This is a genomic window from Photobacterium obscurum, from assembly GCF_026191635.1.
Lineage (GTDB): Bacteria > Pseudomonadota > Gammaproteobacteria > Enterobacterales > Vibrionaceae > Photobacterium > Photobacterium obscurum.
Map to the genome: position 1 here is coordinate 160077 of NZ_JAKRRW010000005.1, position 18477 is coordinate 178553.

16 protein-coding genes are annotated in these 18477 nt (G+C 46.5%); 2 read left to right on the plus strand and 14 right to left on the minus strand.

Going from position 1 to position 18477, the window contains the following annotated elements; all coding sequences use genetic code 11:
• Nucleotides 1-18: 18 nt before the first annotated feature.
• Nucleotides 19-2079 carry a DUF885 domain-containing protein gene (locus MD588_RS08745; RefSeq protein ID WP_265696717.1) on the minus strand — a complete coding sequence of 687 codons (2061 nt, stop codon included), beginning with the start codon at nucleotides 2077-2079 and terminating at the stop codon, nucleotides 19-21.
• A gap of 548 nt (nucleotides 2080-2627) precedes the next feature.
• On the opposite strand from MD588_RS08745, the gene MD588_RS08750 reads away from it, so the two are divergent.
• Nucleotides 2628-3581, plus strand: a complete 954-nt coding sequence (locus MD588_RS08750) for a VirK/YbjX family protein (RefSeq protein WP_265696718.1) — start codon at nucleotides 2628-2630, stop codon at nucleotides 3579-3581.
• 51 nt (nucleotides 3582-3632) lie between these two features.
• Here the strand turns inward: MD588_RS08750 and MD588_RS08755 are convergent, their stop codons facing one another.
• From MD588_RS08755 to MD588_RS08790, 9 genes are all read right to left on the minus strand, one after another.
• Nucleotides 3633-4118: a copper resistance protein NlpE gene (locus tag MD588_RS08755; protein WP_265696719.1), complete on the minus strand. Its 486-nt coding sequence runs from the start codon at nucleotides 4116-4118 to the stop codon at nucleotides 3633-3635.
• A 203-nt stretch (nucleotides 4119-4321) separates the two neighbouring features.
• On the minus strand, nucleotides 4322-5530 hold the full coding sequence (locus MD588_RS08760; RefSeq protein ID WP_407676558.1) for an ammonium transporter: 1209 nt from the start codon (nucleotides 5528-5530) through the stop codon (nucleotides 4322-4324).
• A 398-nt stretch (nucleotides 5531-5928) separates the two neighbouring features.
• Nucleotides 5929-7524 carry a hypothetical protein gene (locus tag MD588_RS08765; RefSeq protein WP_265696721.1) on the minus strand — a complete coding sequence of 532 codons (1596 nt, stop codon included), beginning with the start codon at nucleotides 7522-7524 and terminating at the stop codon, nucleotides 5929-5931.
• 41 nt (nucleotides 7525-7565) lie between these two features.
• Nucleotides 7566-8573 carry a hypothetical protein gene (locus MD588_RS08770; RefSeq protein ID WP_265696723.1) on the minus strand — a complete coding sequence of 336 codons (1008 nt, stop codon included), beginning with the start codon at nucleotides 8571-8573 and terminating at the stop codon, nucleotides 7566-7568.
• A 2-nt stretch (nucleotides 8574-8575) separates the two neighbouring features.
• Nucleotides 8576-8965: a TerB family tellurite resistance protein gene (locus MD588_RS08775; RefSeq protein ID WP_265696724.1), complete on the minus strand. Its 390-nt coding sequence runs from the start codon at nucleotides 8963-8965 to the stop codon at nucleotides 8576-8578.
• A gap of 9 nt (nucleotides 8966-8974) precedes the next feature.
• Complete coding sequence (locus MD588_RS26115) at nucleotides 8975-9259, minus strand: YkgJ family cysteine cluster protein (protein ID WP_407676559.1); 285 nt, start codon at nucleotides 9257-9259, stop codon at nucleotides 8975-8977.
• Nucleotides 9260-9437: 178 nt separating this feature from the next.
• On the minus strand, nucleotides 9438-10844 hold the full coding sequence (locus MD588_RS08780) for a tryptophanase (protein WP_265696725.1): 1407 nt from the start codon (nucleotides 10842-10844) through the stop codon (nucleotides 9438-9440).
• A 530-nt stretch (nucleotides 10845-11374) separates the two neighbouring features.
• Nucleotides 11375-11698, minus strand: a complete 324-nt coding sequence (locus tag MD588_RS08785) for a hypothetical protein (protein WP_265696726.1) — start codon at nucleotides 11696-11698, stop codon at nucleotides 11375-11377.
• 287 nt (nucleotides 11699-11985) lie between these two features.
• Entirely contained in the window at nucleotides 11986-12309 is a 324-nt protein-coding gene (locus MD588_RS08790) for a hypothetical protein (RefSeq protein ID WP_265696727.1), read from the minus strand.
• 704 nt (nucleotides 12310-13013) lie between these two features.
• Here MD588_RS08790 and MD588_RS08795 point away from each other — a divergent pair.
• Nucleotides 13014-13214 (plus strand): hypothetical protein, encoded by a 201-nt coding sequence (locus MD588_RS08795; RefSeq protein ID WP_265696728.1) that lies wholly within the window; start codon nucleotides 13014-13016, stop codon nucleotides 13212-13214.
• Nucleotides 13215-13285: 71 nt separating this feature from the next.
• Here the strand turns inward: MD588_RS08795 and MD588_RS08800 are convergent, their stop codons facing one another.
• From MD588_RS08800 to MD588_RS08815, 4 genes are all read right to left on the minus strand, one after another.
• A complete protein-coding gene (locus tag MD588_RS08800) occupies nucleotides 13286-14566 on the minus strand; it encodes a dicarboxylate/amino acid:cation symporter (protein WP_265696730.1) in 1281 nt (426 codons plus the stop codon).
• An 84-nt stretch (nucleotides 14567-14650) separates the two neighbouring features.
• Nucleotides 14651-15883 (minus strand): NAD(P)/FAD-dependent oxidoreductase, encoded by a 1233-nt coding sequence (locus MD588_RS08805; protein ID WP_265696731.1) that lies wholly within the window; start codon nucleotides 15881-15883, stop codon nucleotides 14651-14653.
• Between the two features lie 324 nt (nucleotides 15884-16207).
• Nucleotides 16208-17047 (minus strand): S-formylglutathione hydrolase, encoded by an 840-nt coding sequence (gene fghA, locus MD588_RS08810; protein ID WP_265696732.1) that lies wholly within the window; start codon nucleotides 17045-17047, stop codon nucleotides 16208-16210.
• Nucleotides 17048-17108: 61 nt separating this feature from the next.
• Nucleotides 17109-18239: an S-(hydroxymethyl)glutathione dehydrogenase/class III alcohol dehydrogenase gene (locus MD588_RS08815; RefSeq protein ID WP_265696733.1), complete on the minus strand. Its 1131-nt coding sequence runs from the start codon at nucleotides 18237-18239 to the stop codon at nucleotides 17109-17111.
• Between the last annotated feature and the right edge of the window lie 238 nt (nucleotides 18240-18477).

The following is an 18477-nucleotide window of genomic DNA, read 5'->3' on the forward strand; positions in this document are numbered from 1 at the left end:
AGTCAGCGATTAAAGAGGTTAGCCTTTGGACTTGATCCAGTTCTCGATACTGGTCTGAACCACTTCCATTGGCTGAGCACCATACTTGAGAAGTTGATCATGGAACTCAGCCCAGTCAAACTCGTTACCGAGTTCCGACTGTGCTTTTGTCATCATTTCCTTGATCACCAGATAACCCGATTTATAAGAAACAGCCTGACCGACATACGCAGCATAACGGAAGCTTTCCGACTCGATATCACCTTCACCCAGCGCCGAGTTTGCACTCATGTAATCACGCGCCTCCTGGATACTCCAGCCCTTAGCATGGATACCGGTATCGACGGCCAAGCGCATATTACGCAGCTGCGCCTCGTTCAGGCTACCGAAATACTGCAAGGCATTACACTCTTCGGCATCTTTATAAATACCGCCCTGGAACTGGGTATAATCCAGATCGGTTTTACACATACCGGTTGCGTTAGTGAAGGTCGGTTTGCCATTTTTATCCAGTTCACCGTAGATATTCATCTCCATACCCAGCCATTCGGTATACAGCGCCCAGCCTTCGGCATAAGCGGTATACCTGACCTTCTTGATATAATCAGGCTTATTGGCTGGCGGGTACTCAATCGAATAGGCATTTTGGAAGTGATGTCCTGGCGCTGCCTCATGCAACAACAAGGTAGAGACATTCCACTTCTGCAGGCTGTAGTCCGGGTTAGTATTTAAGTTAAATTCATTGCCACCGTAGGAGGCAACCCCGTCATACAACTCACGACTTGCCGGAACAGGCACGATGCTGTAGTCCGTTTTGATTGGCTTGAAGTACTTGGCCACAACATCATTGGCATCGTTCTTAAACTTGTAATAGTCCACCAGCGCGGCTTCACAAGCTGTCGGTACCGAAGCCGAGGTACAGGTATCGGCATACGGGGTATCTGCAATCGACCGGCCATCACGGCCATAGAAGAACTTCTCGCTGTTCAGGTAAGCAAAAAACTCGGCAAGATTGATATTGCCTTCGGCATCTTCGACATGGAAAGTTCGGCTGACAACGTTACCCTCACTATCTCGCCAATCTGCTGTAATATCTTTGCCATGGTTTTCCACAATCAGTTTGGCGACACGTATCATTTCTGCTTTAGCATCGGCAACCAGGTCTTCGCCAAGCTGGCTGAGCTCCATCGCGGGCTTACCAGTGGTACTGTTTCTATCCAGATGCCACTGATACCAAGCCTGGCCGTTAGGCAGATCCCCCCAGCCGATATTGGTATCGGTCAGGCTGCCGGTCTCGCCAGTGCCGCGTGCGGCAGCCATATAGTCGTCTTTCAGATAGGCAACAAGACCACTCGTTGCCGCAACCGCATCATCAACAGCACGCTGGTATTCCTTGATAAACGCTATGTCGTAGTCGTCACTGTGATTTTGAATATCTGTAATACCAGCCTTCAGCATCGCATAGCTATCTTTGGATACGGTCGCTTCTGTGCTCTGAATCAGGCGCTCCGTCAACACTTTCGGCAATTGTGAGCGCTCAATCTGCCCCATCGCATATTGAGAGTGCAGGTTATTCACCCAGGCAGTAAATTCGCGCACGACCTGAACATGGCTTTGGTATTTTTCTGGGCTATCTTGCGTTGTTCCCGCCCACCCGGCATTCCACTCAATATAGTTGTAAAAATGGGTAATCGGAATGGCAAAGTTACCGAAACGGGTATTGGGCAATGATGTACCGCGAATAGCAATATTGCGATCAAACTGGAATGTATCGTAATAAATCTTATCTTCATCCGTTAACGCACCGCGATCAATCGCTTCAAGCTTATCCAGATACAGTCGATCGACAGACTGACGCGAGGATGCCATCTGATCGGTGATCTGACCGAATGTTGTGCTATCTAACGTATCCATCGCACTTTGATAGTCAGAAAAAACTGTTCGCATTTCAGCCGCGGCATCCGACTTTTCCTTCGGCTGCTCTATTACACTCGTGGATTTATCTATATGGGTTGTTTCATCATTACAGCCCGCCAGCGTTGTTAGTGCAAATACCGCAATCGCCAAGGGGGACAGACGCATCGTACCAATACCTTTCATAACGTTTTCCTTATTGTTTTTATGACCGTATCTCATTGATGAGTAATGAATACATCGGCAAGGCTAAAGGAATACAGGTAGTGACATTGTGAAAGCCCTCACGCTATAACGCGGCAGTTATTTTATTCAAGTGCACGCATATTCACCTACAAGCGAGTTTATTCACAAGATGTTGGTATTTTCTAGAGGGTGGAGAGCGACGTTGCATACATTAGAGACTAGAATGAATATAAAAATCTAACCTGCAACTAATAAAAAAACCAAGTTTTGATTGGAGATCAAATTTATTGAATCAAGTGTGAGATCAACACAGATATTATTTCAGAAAATAGAATAAATCCTCTTTATATAGCGTTCACTTCTTTCCAAACTACTTATTTTACCACTCATATTTATTATCACAAAAAGCAACAATAGTATTACTAACCATGTCTGATTGAATTTATCTTAAGATAGCAGCCATACAATCACGTACATTGTATGGCTGTCATAAACAACAATTGCACAGTGTATAATACGGTATGTATTTACCAATTAGAGTTTGTGCTTTGAATTCAACAACAACCCACTCAGATTACATTCGTGCCCTACCAGCATTAGCCAATACCATTTATCCAAACTCCAAAGGGTTTAGAAAAATAAAAAAGAATGCCCGTTTCTGTATGTGGGGAATCGTTAATGCGAAAGCCATAAAGGCAATAACAAACATCTTTTCCGACCCAGTGTTGTTACCGATAATCAAGCAAAACCCTAATATTATCGAAAAGCCACTTAAGCCCTACCTGTGCGTTAACTGGAAAAAAGAAGAAAAGCTTGAACATATTTGCAATCATTTCCTCTTCCTTAAAGATACCTTTGGCCACCATACATCAACCATCTTTTCTCCGTTCGGCCTAACAATCTTCGAGTTTCAAGACTCACAGAAGAAAACATACAAAGTTCAACTTTTCCGGGGCGAAAGCCGTGAAGGTTCACTTGGACTGAAACTGATAGACGACCAAAACCGGAACATATACTCGCTGACCTGTCACATCTCTGCCGGCAAAAAGAAAGAACTCTACATTGGCGCCCTTCAGGGACCAAGCGAAAGCATTTCAGACCGCCAGCAGGTTATCAAGACACTCACGCGCTCTATCCATGGCCTGCGAACCAAGGCACTAATGACAGAGTTGACTCTAATCATGGCAAGGGTATTAGAAATAGATGAGATATACGCCATCTCTAACAAAGGACACATCTATCAGGCTCTTCGATACATAGGTTCCAAAAGAAACTCAATTACGTTCGACTACGACGATTTATGGAGTGAATACGGCGCGACAAAGATCAACAAATATTTCTATCAGCTGCCAATAAATCCGGCAAGGAAAGATCCGGCAACCCTGAAGAAAACAAAGCGCCGTCTATATACAAAACGCTACCAGTGGCTTGATGGCGCCGAGCAGAGCATCACAGACCGAATCAAAGCAGTAACTCAAACCCAAAAGAGCGGCCTCAAGTGAGGACGCTCCTTTTATCAACCTTTGGATTAAAATAGTAAACTCGAACCGTACCTACTGTTTCTTCAACACGTATTTATCTGCCAGATCACCGGTGATCCGCTGACCATCACGATCCAACCGGAACAATTGGTTTTCAGCGACAAAATACTGCGCCACATCTTCATTGTCATTGGGCACGGCTATCGTATTACCGGCTGTATTCCAGTTGAATTTACCCTGATGAGAAAATTGGCCCTTTTCTTTCCCCAAGTAAGTCTCTGTCAGAACAAAAGTACCATCGAGGTTAATCTCCAGCGTGGTTTCGATCCCTTCGCAATCAGCACACGGTAAAATACCTCGGTATGTACCGTTCCAGTCCAGGGAGTTGCGGGCATTATGTGCCATATCGGCTGAAAGAACCTGTTCACCAGGTACTTGGGCTTCTGTTACCACCGTATTATCAGTCTGCTCTTGCGGCGCGGTATCTGGAGTGGCTTTTTGATCACATCCCGCTATAACTAAACCAGCCAAAACCAGTGCAAGTAGTGTTTTGTTCATGATAACTCCTTAGTCTCAAACACAGAGCAATTATAGACAGGGCTATGTCTGCGCAGCGTCATCGCCAAGTTAGCGGTAAGTCAAAAAAGTATACCACTCTCAATAGGTTGGCCAGCTTTGTAGATTTACCCCGCACATCGCCGACAAAAAAGGCAACAAATGCACCACCTTTTCATTGTATCCAGAAGATTACGGAATAACGGTTAGTCCTCGTTAATCGCACCAATTCTATGGATAGATAGATCAGCGCCGTTGTATTCTTCTTCAGCGGTCAAACGTAAACCGACCGTCTTCTTAATCAGGCCATAAATTATCGCCGAGCCGGCAACTGCCACTACAATGCCGACAATAGTGCCAATGAACTGGCTCGCCAAACTCACTCCACCGAGCCCGCCAAACGCCTCGCTGCCGAAGATGCCAGCAGCAATACCACCCCACGCTCCGCATACGCCATGCAATGGCCATACACCCAGCACATCATCAAGATGCAATTTATTCTGAATATAGGTAAATAACCAAACAAACAGGGCTCCCGCAATAGCTCCTGTAACGAGGGCACCGACAGGGTGCATAAGATCGGAACCAGCACAAACGGCAACTAAGCCTGCTAGCGGGCCGTTATGAATAAAACCGGGGTCATTCTTGCCGACAAAGAGTGACGTAATGATCCCGCCGACCATCGCCATCAAGGTATTCACCGCAACCAGGCCGCTGATACCCTCCATGGTTTGCGCCGACATCACGTTAAAGCCAAACCAGCCAATCGTCAGGATCCATGCCCCCAAGGCCAGCAAGGGAATATTGGATGGTGCAAAAGCAACGAGACGGCCACCACGATAACGACCATTTCGAATACCCAGCATAGCCACCGCAACCAAAGCGATCCAGCCACCGACGGCATGGACGACCACCGAGCCGGCAAAGTCATGGAAAGCGGCACCAAATGTTGCTGTCAGCCAGTCCTGAAAGCCGTAATTTCCGTTCCAGATGAGCCCTTCAAAGAACGGATAGACCAAGCCGACAATAAAAAAGGAGCCGACCAGCATCGGATAGAAACGTGCACGTTCAGCAATACCGCCCGATATAATCGCCGGGATCGCCGCTGCAAAGGTCATAAGAAAAAAGAACTTCACCAGTTCATAACCATTACTGGCACTGAGCTGCTCGGCACTGGACAAGAAGGTAATGTCATAAGCAACCCAGTAGCCGATGAAAAAATAGGCTATCGCGGAAAAGCCAAAATCAGCAATGATTTTAACTAATGCGTTCACCTGGTTTTTCTGCCTGACGGTGCCGACTTCCAAGAAGGCAAAACCGGCGTGCATGGCCAGAACCATGATCGCCCCCATCAGAATAAATAACGTATTAGAACTTTGGATCAATATTTCTACAGCGTTGTTGATGTTGTCCACAAACGTCCCCACATCCTTGTTGATTAATCATGTTTGCACCAAGAACAGAGCAGGTTCTGTGCCAGAGCGAACCATATTAGGGAACCGAATTGGAATAGCGATACGGCACTGATTATAAGCTAATGTTTTTAATTAGATTAATAGTAATACTGACGCACGAATTTTGTGCATAACAACGACAACTAGAAAGCCCAAGCACTCCAAGCAAGCCTTAGAGATAGGGATATTGTGCGCTTATTTGGTGCATACCAATGAACCTCGCACCACCATAGTGCCTAAATTTTATCGCGAGCACCCTAGCCGAATATAAATAAAGCAAAAAAGTAGGTGCCGAAGGGGAAATAGATACCAACCTCTCTATTAAAGTAGATTGATACCCAGCACCTGCTTCAAGTTAACTACAGAACAAAATCCTCATCGCCGAGCATGAAAGCGTCAAACTCTTCTTCATTGGTAAACGGCAACTCAATATTAAAGTATTGATACAGGCCGCTATACGCTGACGAAATCACACTGATTGATTCACTATCCACCGAGTTTTGAATATCCGCAAAACTGGAGTTAAATGTTTCCTGACGCTCCTCGATTTCTTTCAGCACCAAATTCTCATACTCTATCGTTTGCTGATCAATCAGCGGAAATGCCTGTTCACAGATTGCTTCAATCTCTTGCCTTTTTAGTTTTGCAGCTTCAGCGGCTGCCAAAATACTAATCACCACCTTAGCCGTTTGGTCAATCAGTTTTAGCAAGGTAACCGTCAACACCGCAGATACAAATGCCGTTAACACAATGCAAATATAATCGGGTAGCCCGAGTGACTTGAGGTAGGTATTGAATGTAGAACAAACGCCAATCACAGCCAAACCCACTAGAGCCTTTGAAATATTAATGATGACCGATGAAAACGAACGCGTTTCTCCCTTTATAAAGGACCACACTTCCTTGACCAAAATAGAAAGATATTTTCCACCTTTCTTAAAAGCACCTCTTAAATCTTTAAAAAAAGAAAAGATGATATTCTTGAAAAATTCAGAGGCTTTCGATCTTATCTCAGTAAGGCCTGAGGTTTTGAACTCCTCTTTAAAGCGGGCCTTTGCATCATTAAATATTGACGACAGGCTTTCAGTAATACTCTTTTGATCATTACTGTTCCAGGCTTCATATATCTCTTGAATGACCCTTCCAGCAAGATATGAAACAAACTTTCCACTCGCATTTTTCGCAACATTTACCGCTGACACCGATGCATGCGACGCAACTTGCATAGTTTTCGCTTCAAGCTCTAATTTATGATCAGCCAATCGCCGTAATTTTTTTTTTGCTTCAGCAGAATCGGCAGTTGTCGCATTGATGCAAGCTTCAACCAAACCACCTTCGAGCGTGACTGCAGATTTAGAAGACACGGCGACTTCAAGCTTCTGCAAAACAGACTCCGCCTTCGCGTCACCTTGCGCTTTCTGCTTTTCCCAGTAGCTCCGGTGCTTTTCGATATCTTCCTGCGGAACAGTGAGATACTGATTATTTTCCAAATACCGATCAACTGCCAAATCAGCCGAATTCTGTATAACCTTGTGCTGACGGTTTTCCCCCTTGAGCACTCTCCCCCTCTGATGAGCAATGACATCAGTAGAATCATCGTTGTATGTCGCGGCGTCAGATTTACTCTTGGACATTTTCTGTCCATTCATCTTGTCATTGTAAAGCTTGTCGGTTGTCGTGAACTGCTTTCCTGATCCCTTTATCGCCTCATCAATATTCCTTAAGGCTACATCCCTCTCTTCAAACTGGTTACCAAACCGGTTGGGGTTATTGTTTCGCTCGCCATCCTTTCGATAGTTAACGTCAGCAAGTCCTTCAACATACTGATCTGTCGCCTTGGCTATATTTTCCGCTCTTTCCTTTACAGCCCATCCTAAGTCAATATTTAAACGACCAGAAATGTCATTACAGAACTCAGTAATGACATCATTTACAAAAATATTAGATTGATTCATAAAAATAGCGTTAAAAGAAAGGAGCCATAGGCTCCTTCACATTAGATAGAATTGATTTTTTCCAATACTGCGTTGGTATCTTCGATTAGGGCTTTACCTTTAACAGAGACTGAGCCGTCTTCCAGCAATAATGGACACTCGATAACCCCAACAACCAACTTCGCCATCAGCGCGCTGTGCGCTAATTTAACCTGCTCATCTTTGGTTAGTTTCCGGTAATCCGTTTCTCTGTACGCAATCTTAGACAGCTCGATAGTAAAGCCCCCCAGAAGACGAGTCAGTTTTACCAACAATAGATCTAGGTCACTGGCAGCTTTATAAATCCGGTTGGTAGCAGCACTGGCTGCCTTCTTTTGCTTCTCATAGGCTTCGGCCTTTCTTTCATTAGCGCGGGCCTGCTCATAGGCTTCTTCTGCTTTCGAAGCCAGCATCATGCCCCCAACAGCCAAAATAGGTCCAGCCACAACACCACCCAGTACAGCGGTACCACCCGCCATACCAAAGGCTGTAGAACTGGTACCCAGGGCACCGCCGCCAAGCCAGGCCAATGTTGCGTTTGTCGCCGCCGCCCCACTCAGGCTACTGATCGCCGTCCCGGTAGATGCCGCAGCCAGTGCCTGCACACCACCATAAGCCGCAAAACCTGCGATAGCACCGCTACTGACAGCCGCCCCACCACCCAGGCCACACTCGGTTAGTGAAACTTGCAGCCTGTTAAGGGTAAGGATGGTCTTCGAAATATCGACGCTCCCAACATCAGCTGCTTCGACCTTGGATAAATCGACATTCTTGAAGCTATCAAATTCAGCTTTCCAGGCCTTTAGGCCAACATCAATCGCATTGACCTTTCTTTTGCCATAGGTTTCGAGCTTATTCTGAGTCTGTTTACGGGCCTTTTCCAACAGCTCATCGGCAGCATCGACTTTCTTTTTCGCTCGGGCATTGATTGTTTTTGCCAGTTCAAAATCTTCTTTGGCATCAACCCCTTTCTTCACACCATACGCACCAGCAGCAATCGCCGCACCAGCAAGAATAAATGGAATAGGCATAATTACCCCTCCATCATCATCGAAGCTTCAGCAACCAATGACATCTGCCTTGTCACCCAAAACTCAACTTCATCTACATCTTGTTGGCTAAAGCCCAGCACTTCGGCAACATCGAGCACAAATTTCTGCTCTGCCGGGTCGAAATCTTCATCTGCATGCCCTAGGCCAATGAGTTCGAACATCACTGAGTATCTTGCTTTGCGAGAATCAAAAATTGTTGCCAGAGCACTTAACTCATAGCCTTCAGCTTCAATTCCATTTTCTGCTTGAGCTTTTAATACTGCCAGCAAATCCAGTTCTTGCTGCTCAAGGACGCCATCCGCCTTAATCAAATCATTGGCCAATGCCAAAAAAACTTTTTGCTGCTTTGTATTTAGATTTTGTATAAACATGAGGGATACCTATTGTTCAATGCCTTGGAGCTTTTTACAGGCTTCAATATTCAAAACGTAATATTCAGGAAGAGTCATGGATTGACTAAAGAACTTGCGATACATCGTATCGATATTGCAGATATCGGGACGCTCATCATAAATAGCACAAAGGTTATTATTTTCATCAAAGTGACAACAAACGCCATCGCCCCGATCTAAATGCAGGTAGAGCTCATGGCCTCTGATATTCCGGCAACACAAGCCACATTTATCACATGGGAAAGATTTGTTTTTATGATGGTTCATAGACATTATTCAACTGCAATCTATGAAAGAGTGTGACAGTTATTTTTGACAAAAAATGGGAGAAGGTTCAAAAAAAACAGACAGTTGAAGCACAATTAAAACGTTCGTTTAAAAAACAAACAGCCCCAGTTTCCACCGAGGCTATTTCTTGTTTAATGTTCAGTCATGTAGCTGAAACGTGAGCTCATACATACTCAACTGGCTTAAGCTTGGCGGTAAAGTGACGCAATACCGGCGGCTCATATTCAAATGTCAGCCCCTTGATTTCATGGGCCCGTTGGCAAACGGCAATTAGAGCATCGGCAATATAGTCCATATGATCATTGGTATAGACACGACGCGGGATCGTCAGACGCATCAACTCCAGCGGCGTTTCCTTCTGCTTACCCGTTTCCGGATCGCGCCCCAGCAACAATGAACCAATTTCAACCGCTCGAACCCCGGACTCAAGGTAGAGCTCGTTACACAGCGCATGAGCCGGGAACTGCTCCGGCGGAATATGCGGCAGGATTTTCTTGGCATCGACAAACACCGCATGGCCGCCCGTCGGATACTGGATAGGTACCCCCCCCTCGCGCAGGCGTTCACCAAGGTATTCCACCTGACTGATCCGGTAGTGCAGGAAGTTTTCATCGGCCCCTTCGTACAAGCCGCGCGCCAGTGCTTCCATATCACGCCCCGCCATACCACCATAGGTCACAAAGCCTTCCATCGGCACACAGCGGGTGCGTACCGCCTGGAACAACTCTTCATGATCGCGAATACAGCATAAACCACCAATATTGACCATAGGATCTTTCTTCGCCGACATCGTCAGCATATCGCCATATTGGTACATCTCACGGATGATCTCGAGGATCGAACTGTCCTCATAGCCCGGCTCGCGCTGCTTGATGAAATAGGCGTTTTCACAGTAGCGGGCAGAATCGATCACAACCGGAATATCGTTCTTTTTCGCGATCTCGTACACCGCACGCATGTTAGCCATCGACACCGGTTGGCCGCCCGAGCTATTGCAAGTCACTGTTGTGATAATCGCCGCAATATTTTCAGAGCCATAATGCGCGATAGTCGATTCCAGCTTGTCGAGATCGAAGTTGCCCTTCCAGTCTTCATAAGTTTCGGTATCGAAGGCTTTCTCGGTCAGGACATTGATCGCCTTGCCGCCGTTGAGTTCCACATGGCCAGCTGTCGTATCGAAATGGTAGTTAGAAATGAACACCGGCTTGTCGCCACCGCGCACTGTTTTCATTCGCTCGATCAAACAAGGAAATAGTATCTGCTCTGCTCCTCGTCCCTGGTGGGCTGGCACTGTCAGTTTATAGCCGAAGAAATACTGCACGGCCTCGCACAGATTGAAATAGTTACGGCTTCCGGCATAAGACTCATCGCCCATCATCAAACCGGCCCACTGTACATCACTCATCGCCCCGGTTCCCGAATCAGTCAGCAAATCGATATAGACATCTTCGCTGCGCAACATAAACGGGTTGTACCCGGCTTCGATTAGGGCTTCACGGCGATCATCCTCATTAGTCATGCGGATCGGTTCCACCATTTTGATGCGGAACGGTTCTGGAATACGTTTCATAGAAAATGCCTCATAAGCAACCGCCAGATTCTGCTAATTTTCTCTTCGATATAGCGAATCAATGGCGGGTTCAACAATTGACCAACAGCAACTTTCAGCCAAAAGCTGTGCTGTTAGGTTTCTTAGGTTGGCTTGTTGATAACAAGCAAGAAAATGCGAAGTGCGTTAAGCAAAATGCATTAAAAAGGCTTATACAGACGGGAAATCGTGGGACAGGCGAAAGTCTTGATTGTACCAAGATGACAACACGAGTGTGATGTCTGGCGTAACCAAGCAGGTTGTGCTCATCATGTCATCCTTCCTTGACGTGGGTTTCTAGACCAGTATAGCCAGACGCATGGCCGATAAACCACAGGGGAAGTTTAAAACTGAGACATGGACAAAATTTGCACTGAGGGAGTATTCACTGAGGAACGAATGGTATTGATGAACAGCAGAAAGGAGCCGCGAGTAAAATCCTTCAATCCCGGCTCTCTAATTAGTAAATTGTCGTCGATTTCCATCCATGTTTAACTCGCTCGTAATATTGGTTACGAGCGGTTAGACGGAATAAAGCGCTGGGTTGAGACAGTATTGCCAGTATCATCAGTAATCTCGAACGTCATGGAACGAGAAGCCTCCAGTGAACTATATACAAATGCGAGACCACACTCTGTTGTGGTGTAACGCTGGTTAGTCGCACCTTTTACAGTTACTTCTACTCCCGCCTGTGGTACACCATCTTTTTCTACCAACACCCAGGCTCCCCCTCTTTGTGGAAAGACATCAAGTGTCAGACCTGTTTTGTTACATGCCAGTACTGAGCCTGAAAATGCAGCGGCTGCTAACATGATTCCTGAGAATAATTTATTCATAACCCCTCGAACTAAATCTGTTTTCAGTTTGATAACTTAGCCAGCTTTCAATTTAGCTTTGCGGTGTACCCGTTCGATAGGGTGTATTATATTACCTTTAATAAAGGTGATAATTGGCCAATAAAGCAAACAACCTTTACCAAATAGTAATAATAAGATTGACTCTAAGCTTACATTTCTAAATTACAGTTCTTATGAATCAACGACAAAACGGCCGCGAGTGAAATCCATTTTTCGCGGCAAGCTAAAAGCAGTGTCAACATCTATGCATATTAACGTTACTAGAGTTATGAACGGTTGGCAGGGATAAAACGTTGAGCCGACGCGGTATTACCCTCATCATCGGTCGCCATGAATGTCAGTGAACGCGCAGCTTCCCCCGTACTGTGAACAAACACACGCCCGTTTTCAGCGGTGGTATAGCTGTTGTTGGTATCTCCATCAATCATCACATGGGCACCAACCTGCGGCATGCCGTCTTTTTCTACGACCACCCAAGCACCACCTTTCTGCGGTGAAATATCAAGCGTCAGTCCCTGTTGAAGATCAGCCATTGCCAGACCTGAAAAAGTCGCGGCACCTAAAATAATTCCTAGAATTGATTTATTCATAACGTCCTCTCATGTTGATTATCAGCTTGGTTATACGCAGGATGTTTGCGAATTGATCATTATCTTAGGCGTGATGTACCTCACACTCCACAATGCATTTTGATAGGAGATGTTCGAAAAATTTGAGCAAGAATTTAGTCTGAGATCCGACATGAAGAGAGAGGCAACGAAATATTTCAAATAACACAAGAAAAAAACACCTCTAACAGAATGCCAATAAGTCATTAAAAATCAAAACATTAAGCACAGCCCCATATTCTGTTGTCATTCGTATTTACTTTTTTTTCAAAAAATATATTTACAGCCAATAATTTTCTGTTTACTGTTTTGCGGTCTGCAACTCAGACCTGAAAATGATTTTCGAAGAACACTTCACACTCCTAGCTTCTCGCCAAAGCCTGCTGTAAAGAAGAACATCCAACAAAAATCATAAACATGATTTATTTCCACTGCCGTCGTGTATGCCAAACCGCTGGAGCCGCTCTGATTGGTCCAGATAATAATTACGTTTGGTATCGTTGCAATCGACCATGCAGTGATGCGCTATTGAGTAGGGTGAACTCATAGCGGTAAATAGATAAAGGTCAATGAGTTAAAACGATAACAGCCGACGCCAAATGGGCGCGGGAATGAATTATCTACTCAATTTGATAGCCACAAGCATAACGCTCTTAAAGCATTGCTTGGGCAAAAAGGAAAACATTATGATTTCACAAACCGGTATTATCCGTAGCTTCAACACTCAAGACAAAACAGGCCTAATTACTTGCGATCTTGGTGGTGATATCCGCTTTGACGCAGCAAACGTCAGTGGCGCTTGCCAGCCTGTTTCAGGCAGCCTAGTCGAGTTCATCATGGATGACTCTGCAAACAAACTTCAGGCGGTTAAGATCCGTTTCATCTAAGCCTGAATCTATTTCAAGTAAAAAACAAGGCCCGCAATTGCAGGCCTTGTTCACTATATCTATTTCCTGATTTACGATTGAATCCCCTCTTTTGCTAATCCAACCGTAACATCCGTTCGCTGCTGCCATTTATCAATCACCAAGGCGGCGATTAAATCCCCCTCCACATTGACGGCGGTACGGAACGTGTCTAGCGGGCGTTCGATGATCAGCAAAATAGCGATTGCTTCAAGCGGAATTCCGGCAGCCAACAATACCAGCTGCATGCCAGACATCGACCCTGAAGGCATTCCCGGTGCGCCGACCGATGACACCATCGCCATAATGAATATCATGATCATCCCAGTAGTCGTTAGGTCAACACCAAACAACTGCGCCAGAAATATTGCCGCAACCCCTTCAAACAAAGCGGTTCCATCCATATTCATCACGGCCCCCAGAGGCAGCACCATACTACTGGTACTCTGCGAGACCCCTAGCTCTTCTTCTGCGCTTCGCATCGCCAGCGGCAATGCAGCCGAACTCGATGATGTCGCAAAGGCCATCGCCAGCGGCGCCGAAATAGCTTTGAACAATGTGGTGAAACGGATACCCGTCGCCACTTTGGCAATCGTCGGCAGCACCACCACACCGTGGACCAGAGTTAGAACAAACACCAACAAGGCAAACATGGCTAGCTGGCCAAAAAGCGACTCACCACCGCGTACAGTAAATTCAAACACAATCGCGAAGATAGCCAGCGGTGCCAAACGAACAATACCGCGCACCATGGCGTTTACCCCTTTGTTCAATCCACTGAGTAGCTCGAACAAAGGATGTCTGCCAGGCAATGCCGACAGCAGGGCGATCCCTAGCATCAACGAAAACACCACTACCGCTAACAGGTTACCATTGGCCAGTGCCGCAACCGGATTTACCAGTGCCATGTTTAGCAACTTTGCCGCAATTGCGCTGCCATCAGCCGCCTCTTCGCTGATCAATCTGACGCCATCGGCAACAGGCGCGAACTCCGTCAAGGGCTGCCATGCAGGTATCAATAATGATGCCCCCAAGCCAAGGCTTATCGCAATCAATGTGGTAAAGCTGTAAAACAGCAAGGTGCTTGCGCCCAATTTCTTCAGCCGGCTCGTCGAGCCAATGCTGGTGATCCCTTCCAATAGCGACAGCATAACAACAATGCCCACCACCATTTTTAGCAGCCCGATATAACTGGTCTTACCCAGCATCAGGAGCTGATACCAACCCTGTTGTGCTACATCGGCCGTCTCTGAAAAAGTTAACGCAAAAAGCCAGGCCATCAATGCCGCCAGCATCAGCTGTAAGGGCAAAGAGTTACGGAGTTTAGTCCACATATCGTTATCGTTCCGATTTTTATACTATTCAAATGTTGTACTGATACCGGGGAGAAGCTAACGCCTCTCTCGGGTAAAGCTAAATTAAGAAAGGTTGCCTTTGTAATAAGGATTCAGGGCGCATTTGATGCGTTTGAGCAACACTAGAGCCGTTACCCGTCCCCAGCCGAACAGCACCCGTTGATGCAGACGGAAAATTGTATCGTACAAGTTGCGGACGAAGCGTCCCCGCAGTACCAATTTGTCATTCATCAGGACGCCGACCGCATAATCATGGCCGACAGCTACCACCATTCCGCCATCATTAAAAATAAATGGCTGCAACGATTTGCCCTTTAACAGCCGCTTAAATTGCCGGGCAAGGTGACCCGCAGCCTGATTGGCCGCCTGGGCTCTCGGGGGAACGAACGAGCCATCTGGCTGTGGACATTCCGCACTGTCTCCCAGAACAAAAATATTGCTATCAAAGGTCGGCTGCAGGTTGGCATCGACTTTGAGCTGGTTAAGGCGGTTGGTTTCCAACCCATCGAGCTGTGTTAGCCACTCAGCACACTTAATACCGGCCGCCCACACCTGCAAATCAGCAGCGATGATCTCACCTTCGGCGGTGACTAACTTGCCCTCTTCCGCACGTTGAACCCGGGTATTGGTACGAACGGTAATGCCTTGCTTTAAAAGTGCCTTTTGCACTTTGCCAGACATACATTCAGGACCCGCAGGAAGTACGCGATCAGAAGCTTCAATCAACGTAATATCCAGCTCCGCACCATGGCGATATCGCTGTAGTTTTGCACTGACTTTCGCCAGCTCAGCCGCCAGTTCGACCCCAGTAGCCCCAGCTCCGACAATCGAGATACGGTGGTTGCCTTCCGCTCTCAGTAACGGGTTGATTTGCTGCCATGCCTGCTGGGCCTGATCCGATGAATCAAGGAACAGGCAGTGCTTGCTCACACCCGGCGTTTTGAAGTCATTGCTCACGGCACCCACCGCTATCACCAGGTAGTCATACTGCAATGCAGATTCTTGCCCGCTGTTATTACGCAGCAAAAGTGTTTTGGTTTCTCGATCCAGCCCGGCCATCGCCGCCTGGACATATTGATAGCCATTGCATGTCGCATGCTGCAAGTAGCTCACAGCATCCAGTTCGGTATCAAACGTACCGGCGGCAATTTCATGCAAACGGGGTTTCCAGTAATGGTGTGATGACGGTTCGACCAACGTAACTTCATGATTACTTTTATGACCAAAGCTTCGTCCCAAGCGAGTTACCAGCTCAAGGCCAGCGGCACCGCCTCCCACAACAACAATTCTTGACATAGTGTGCTCCACCATTGCTAACGCCGCTCTGGCGACGCTAATAAATTCTGATAACCCGCCATAGCAACGAGTATTTATTTGATGGGCGTATTATATTGATACAAGATAAGATGATAATCCTGCAATCTTGCAAATTACTATTACCAGCCAGGAACAATCTTTAAGCAGACACTTTGGCATCAAGCAAGAAAGAACAGACAGGAAAAATTAACAGATATAAAAAAGCCCGCCGAGCCAAAGCTGGGCGGGAAAGGCAGTAAATACAACAAAATATAACGAGATATAAGAGGTAAATTGACGCTTCAAAATAGCACCAATTAGATGCTAACGATTCAGATGCTCCGCATGAAAACGCAAATGCTGTTCAATAAAACTACTAATGAAATTGTAACTATGGTCATAACCCTCATGTCGATAAAATTCCAGCGGATAACCGTTAATATGAGCGGCTTCAGACAAAGCCTCTGGCATCAGTTGAGAGGCCATAAATTCATCTGATTCGCCTTGATCTACCCGTGCAGGCACACTCTGACTCGTCCTGCGCATCAACAGGCTGGCATCATAATCAGCCCAATGGTAGCTATCTTGCCCCAGGTAAGCCGTAAAGGCTTTTTGTCCCCAAGGACTATTAATCGGATTGCTAATCGGGCTAAACGCCGATACTGATTGGTAACGATCCGGATTACGCATCGCAATCACCAATGCGCCATGCCCCCCCATCGAGTGGCCGGCAATCGAGCGCTGTTCGCTGACAGGGAAATGCGACTCGATTAACTGCGGCAGTTCATCGACCACATAGTCATACATCCGGTAATGACGGTTCCATGGCGGCTGGGTGGCGTTGACATAAAAGCCAGCCCCTTGCCCCAGATCGTAACCTTCGTCATCTGCGACATCGTCACCTCGCGGACTGGTATCGGGAGCCACAATGGCAATACCAAGCTCCGCAGCCAAACGCTGCGCCCCAGCTTTTTGCATGAAGTTTTCATCACTACACGTTAAACCGGATAGCCAGTACATCACAGGGACCTTCTTGCCGCACGCAACCTGAGGCGGCAGAAAAATGGCAAACCTCATGGTGCAGTTCAAGGTGTTGGAGTAATGGCTATATTGTTTGTGCCAACCGCCAAAACTCTTGTTTACACTAATATTTTCAATTGTCATCTTTATGCCCCTCGACATGTTTCAGCACCCTCTTTCGAGGGCACCAAAGCATAGTGAGTAATTACTTATCGAAGTGAAGTACGGTACGGATGCTCTTACCTTCGTGCATCAGGTCGAAAGCTTCGTTCACATCTTCAAGCGCCATCGTATGAGTGATAAAGTCGTCAAGCTTGAACTCACCCTTCATGTAACGTTCTACATACTCTGGCAGTTCAGAACGGCCTTTCACACCACCAAATGCAGAGCCTCGCCATACACGACCAGTTACCAACTGGAACGGACGGGTAGAGATTTCCTGACCGGCACCGGCAACACCGATCACCACAGATTCACCCCAACCTTTATGGCAGCACTCAAGCGCTGAACGCATTACGTTAATGTTACCGATACACTCGAATGAGTAATCAACACCACCCTCTGTCATCTCAACGATAACGTCCTGGATCGGCTTGTCGAAGTTCTTTGGGTTCACACAATCTGTTGCACCGAGCTTACGCGCCAGTTCGAACTTACTTTCATTAATATCAATCGCAATAATACGGCTCGCTTTGGCCATTGCTGCACCGATGATCGCGGAAAGACCAATACCACCAAGGCCGAATACTGCTACTGTTGAACCTTCTTCCACTTTAGCCGTATTCATCACGGCGCCCATACCCGTGGTAACACCACAGCCAAGCAGACACACTTCTTCAAGTGGTGCTTCCGGGTTCACTTTAGCCAACGAAATTTCTGGTAATACCGTGTACTCAGAGAAAGTCGAGGTACCCATGTAGTGGAAAATAGGTTGACCATCTTTAGAGAAACGGGTCGTACCGTCTGGCATTAGGCCTTTGCCCTGCGTTTCACGAATTTTCTGGCACAGGTTGGTTTTGCCTGATTTGCAATACTTACACTCACCGCACTCTGGAGTATAAAGCGGAATAACATGATCGCCGACCTGAACACTGGTAACGCCTTCACCAATTGATTCAACAATACCGCCCCCTTCATGACCTAGGATACAAGGGAAGATACCTTCAGGATCATCACCAGAGAGTGTGAATGCATCGGTGTGGCAAACACCCGTTGCAATCATGCGAATACGTACTTCGCCTTTCTGAGGCGGCATCACATCGACTTCTTCCATCGATAGCGGTTGGCCTGGGCCCCATGCAACAGCAGCGCGTGATTTAAGAGTTTGTGCAGTCATTTCTTTTTCCTATCTTCAGTCTTTATAATTTGGTCCGAACGGTGTGTTCCGTTTCGATGGGGTGCATTATATTGACTTCTCTGCTGATGATAATCGGGGGTAATTACAAATGACTTTTACTCAGGTGTAATAATTGGATTTTATGAATGGAAATTATCCAGGCGGCTTTTCCGTACCAAATGTCTTGCATTTATTGTCTGCTAGCCGATAATTTCGAAAATTAGCATTCAACTCTTAC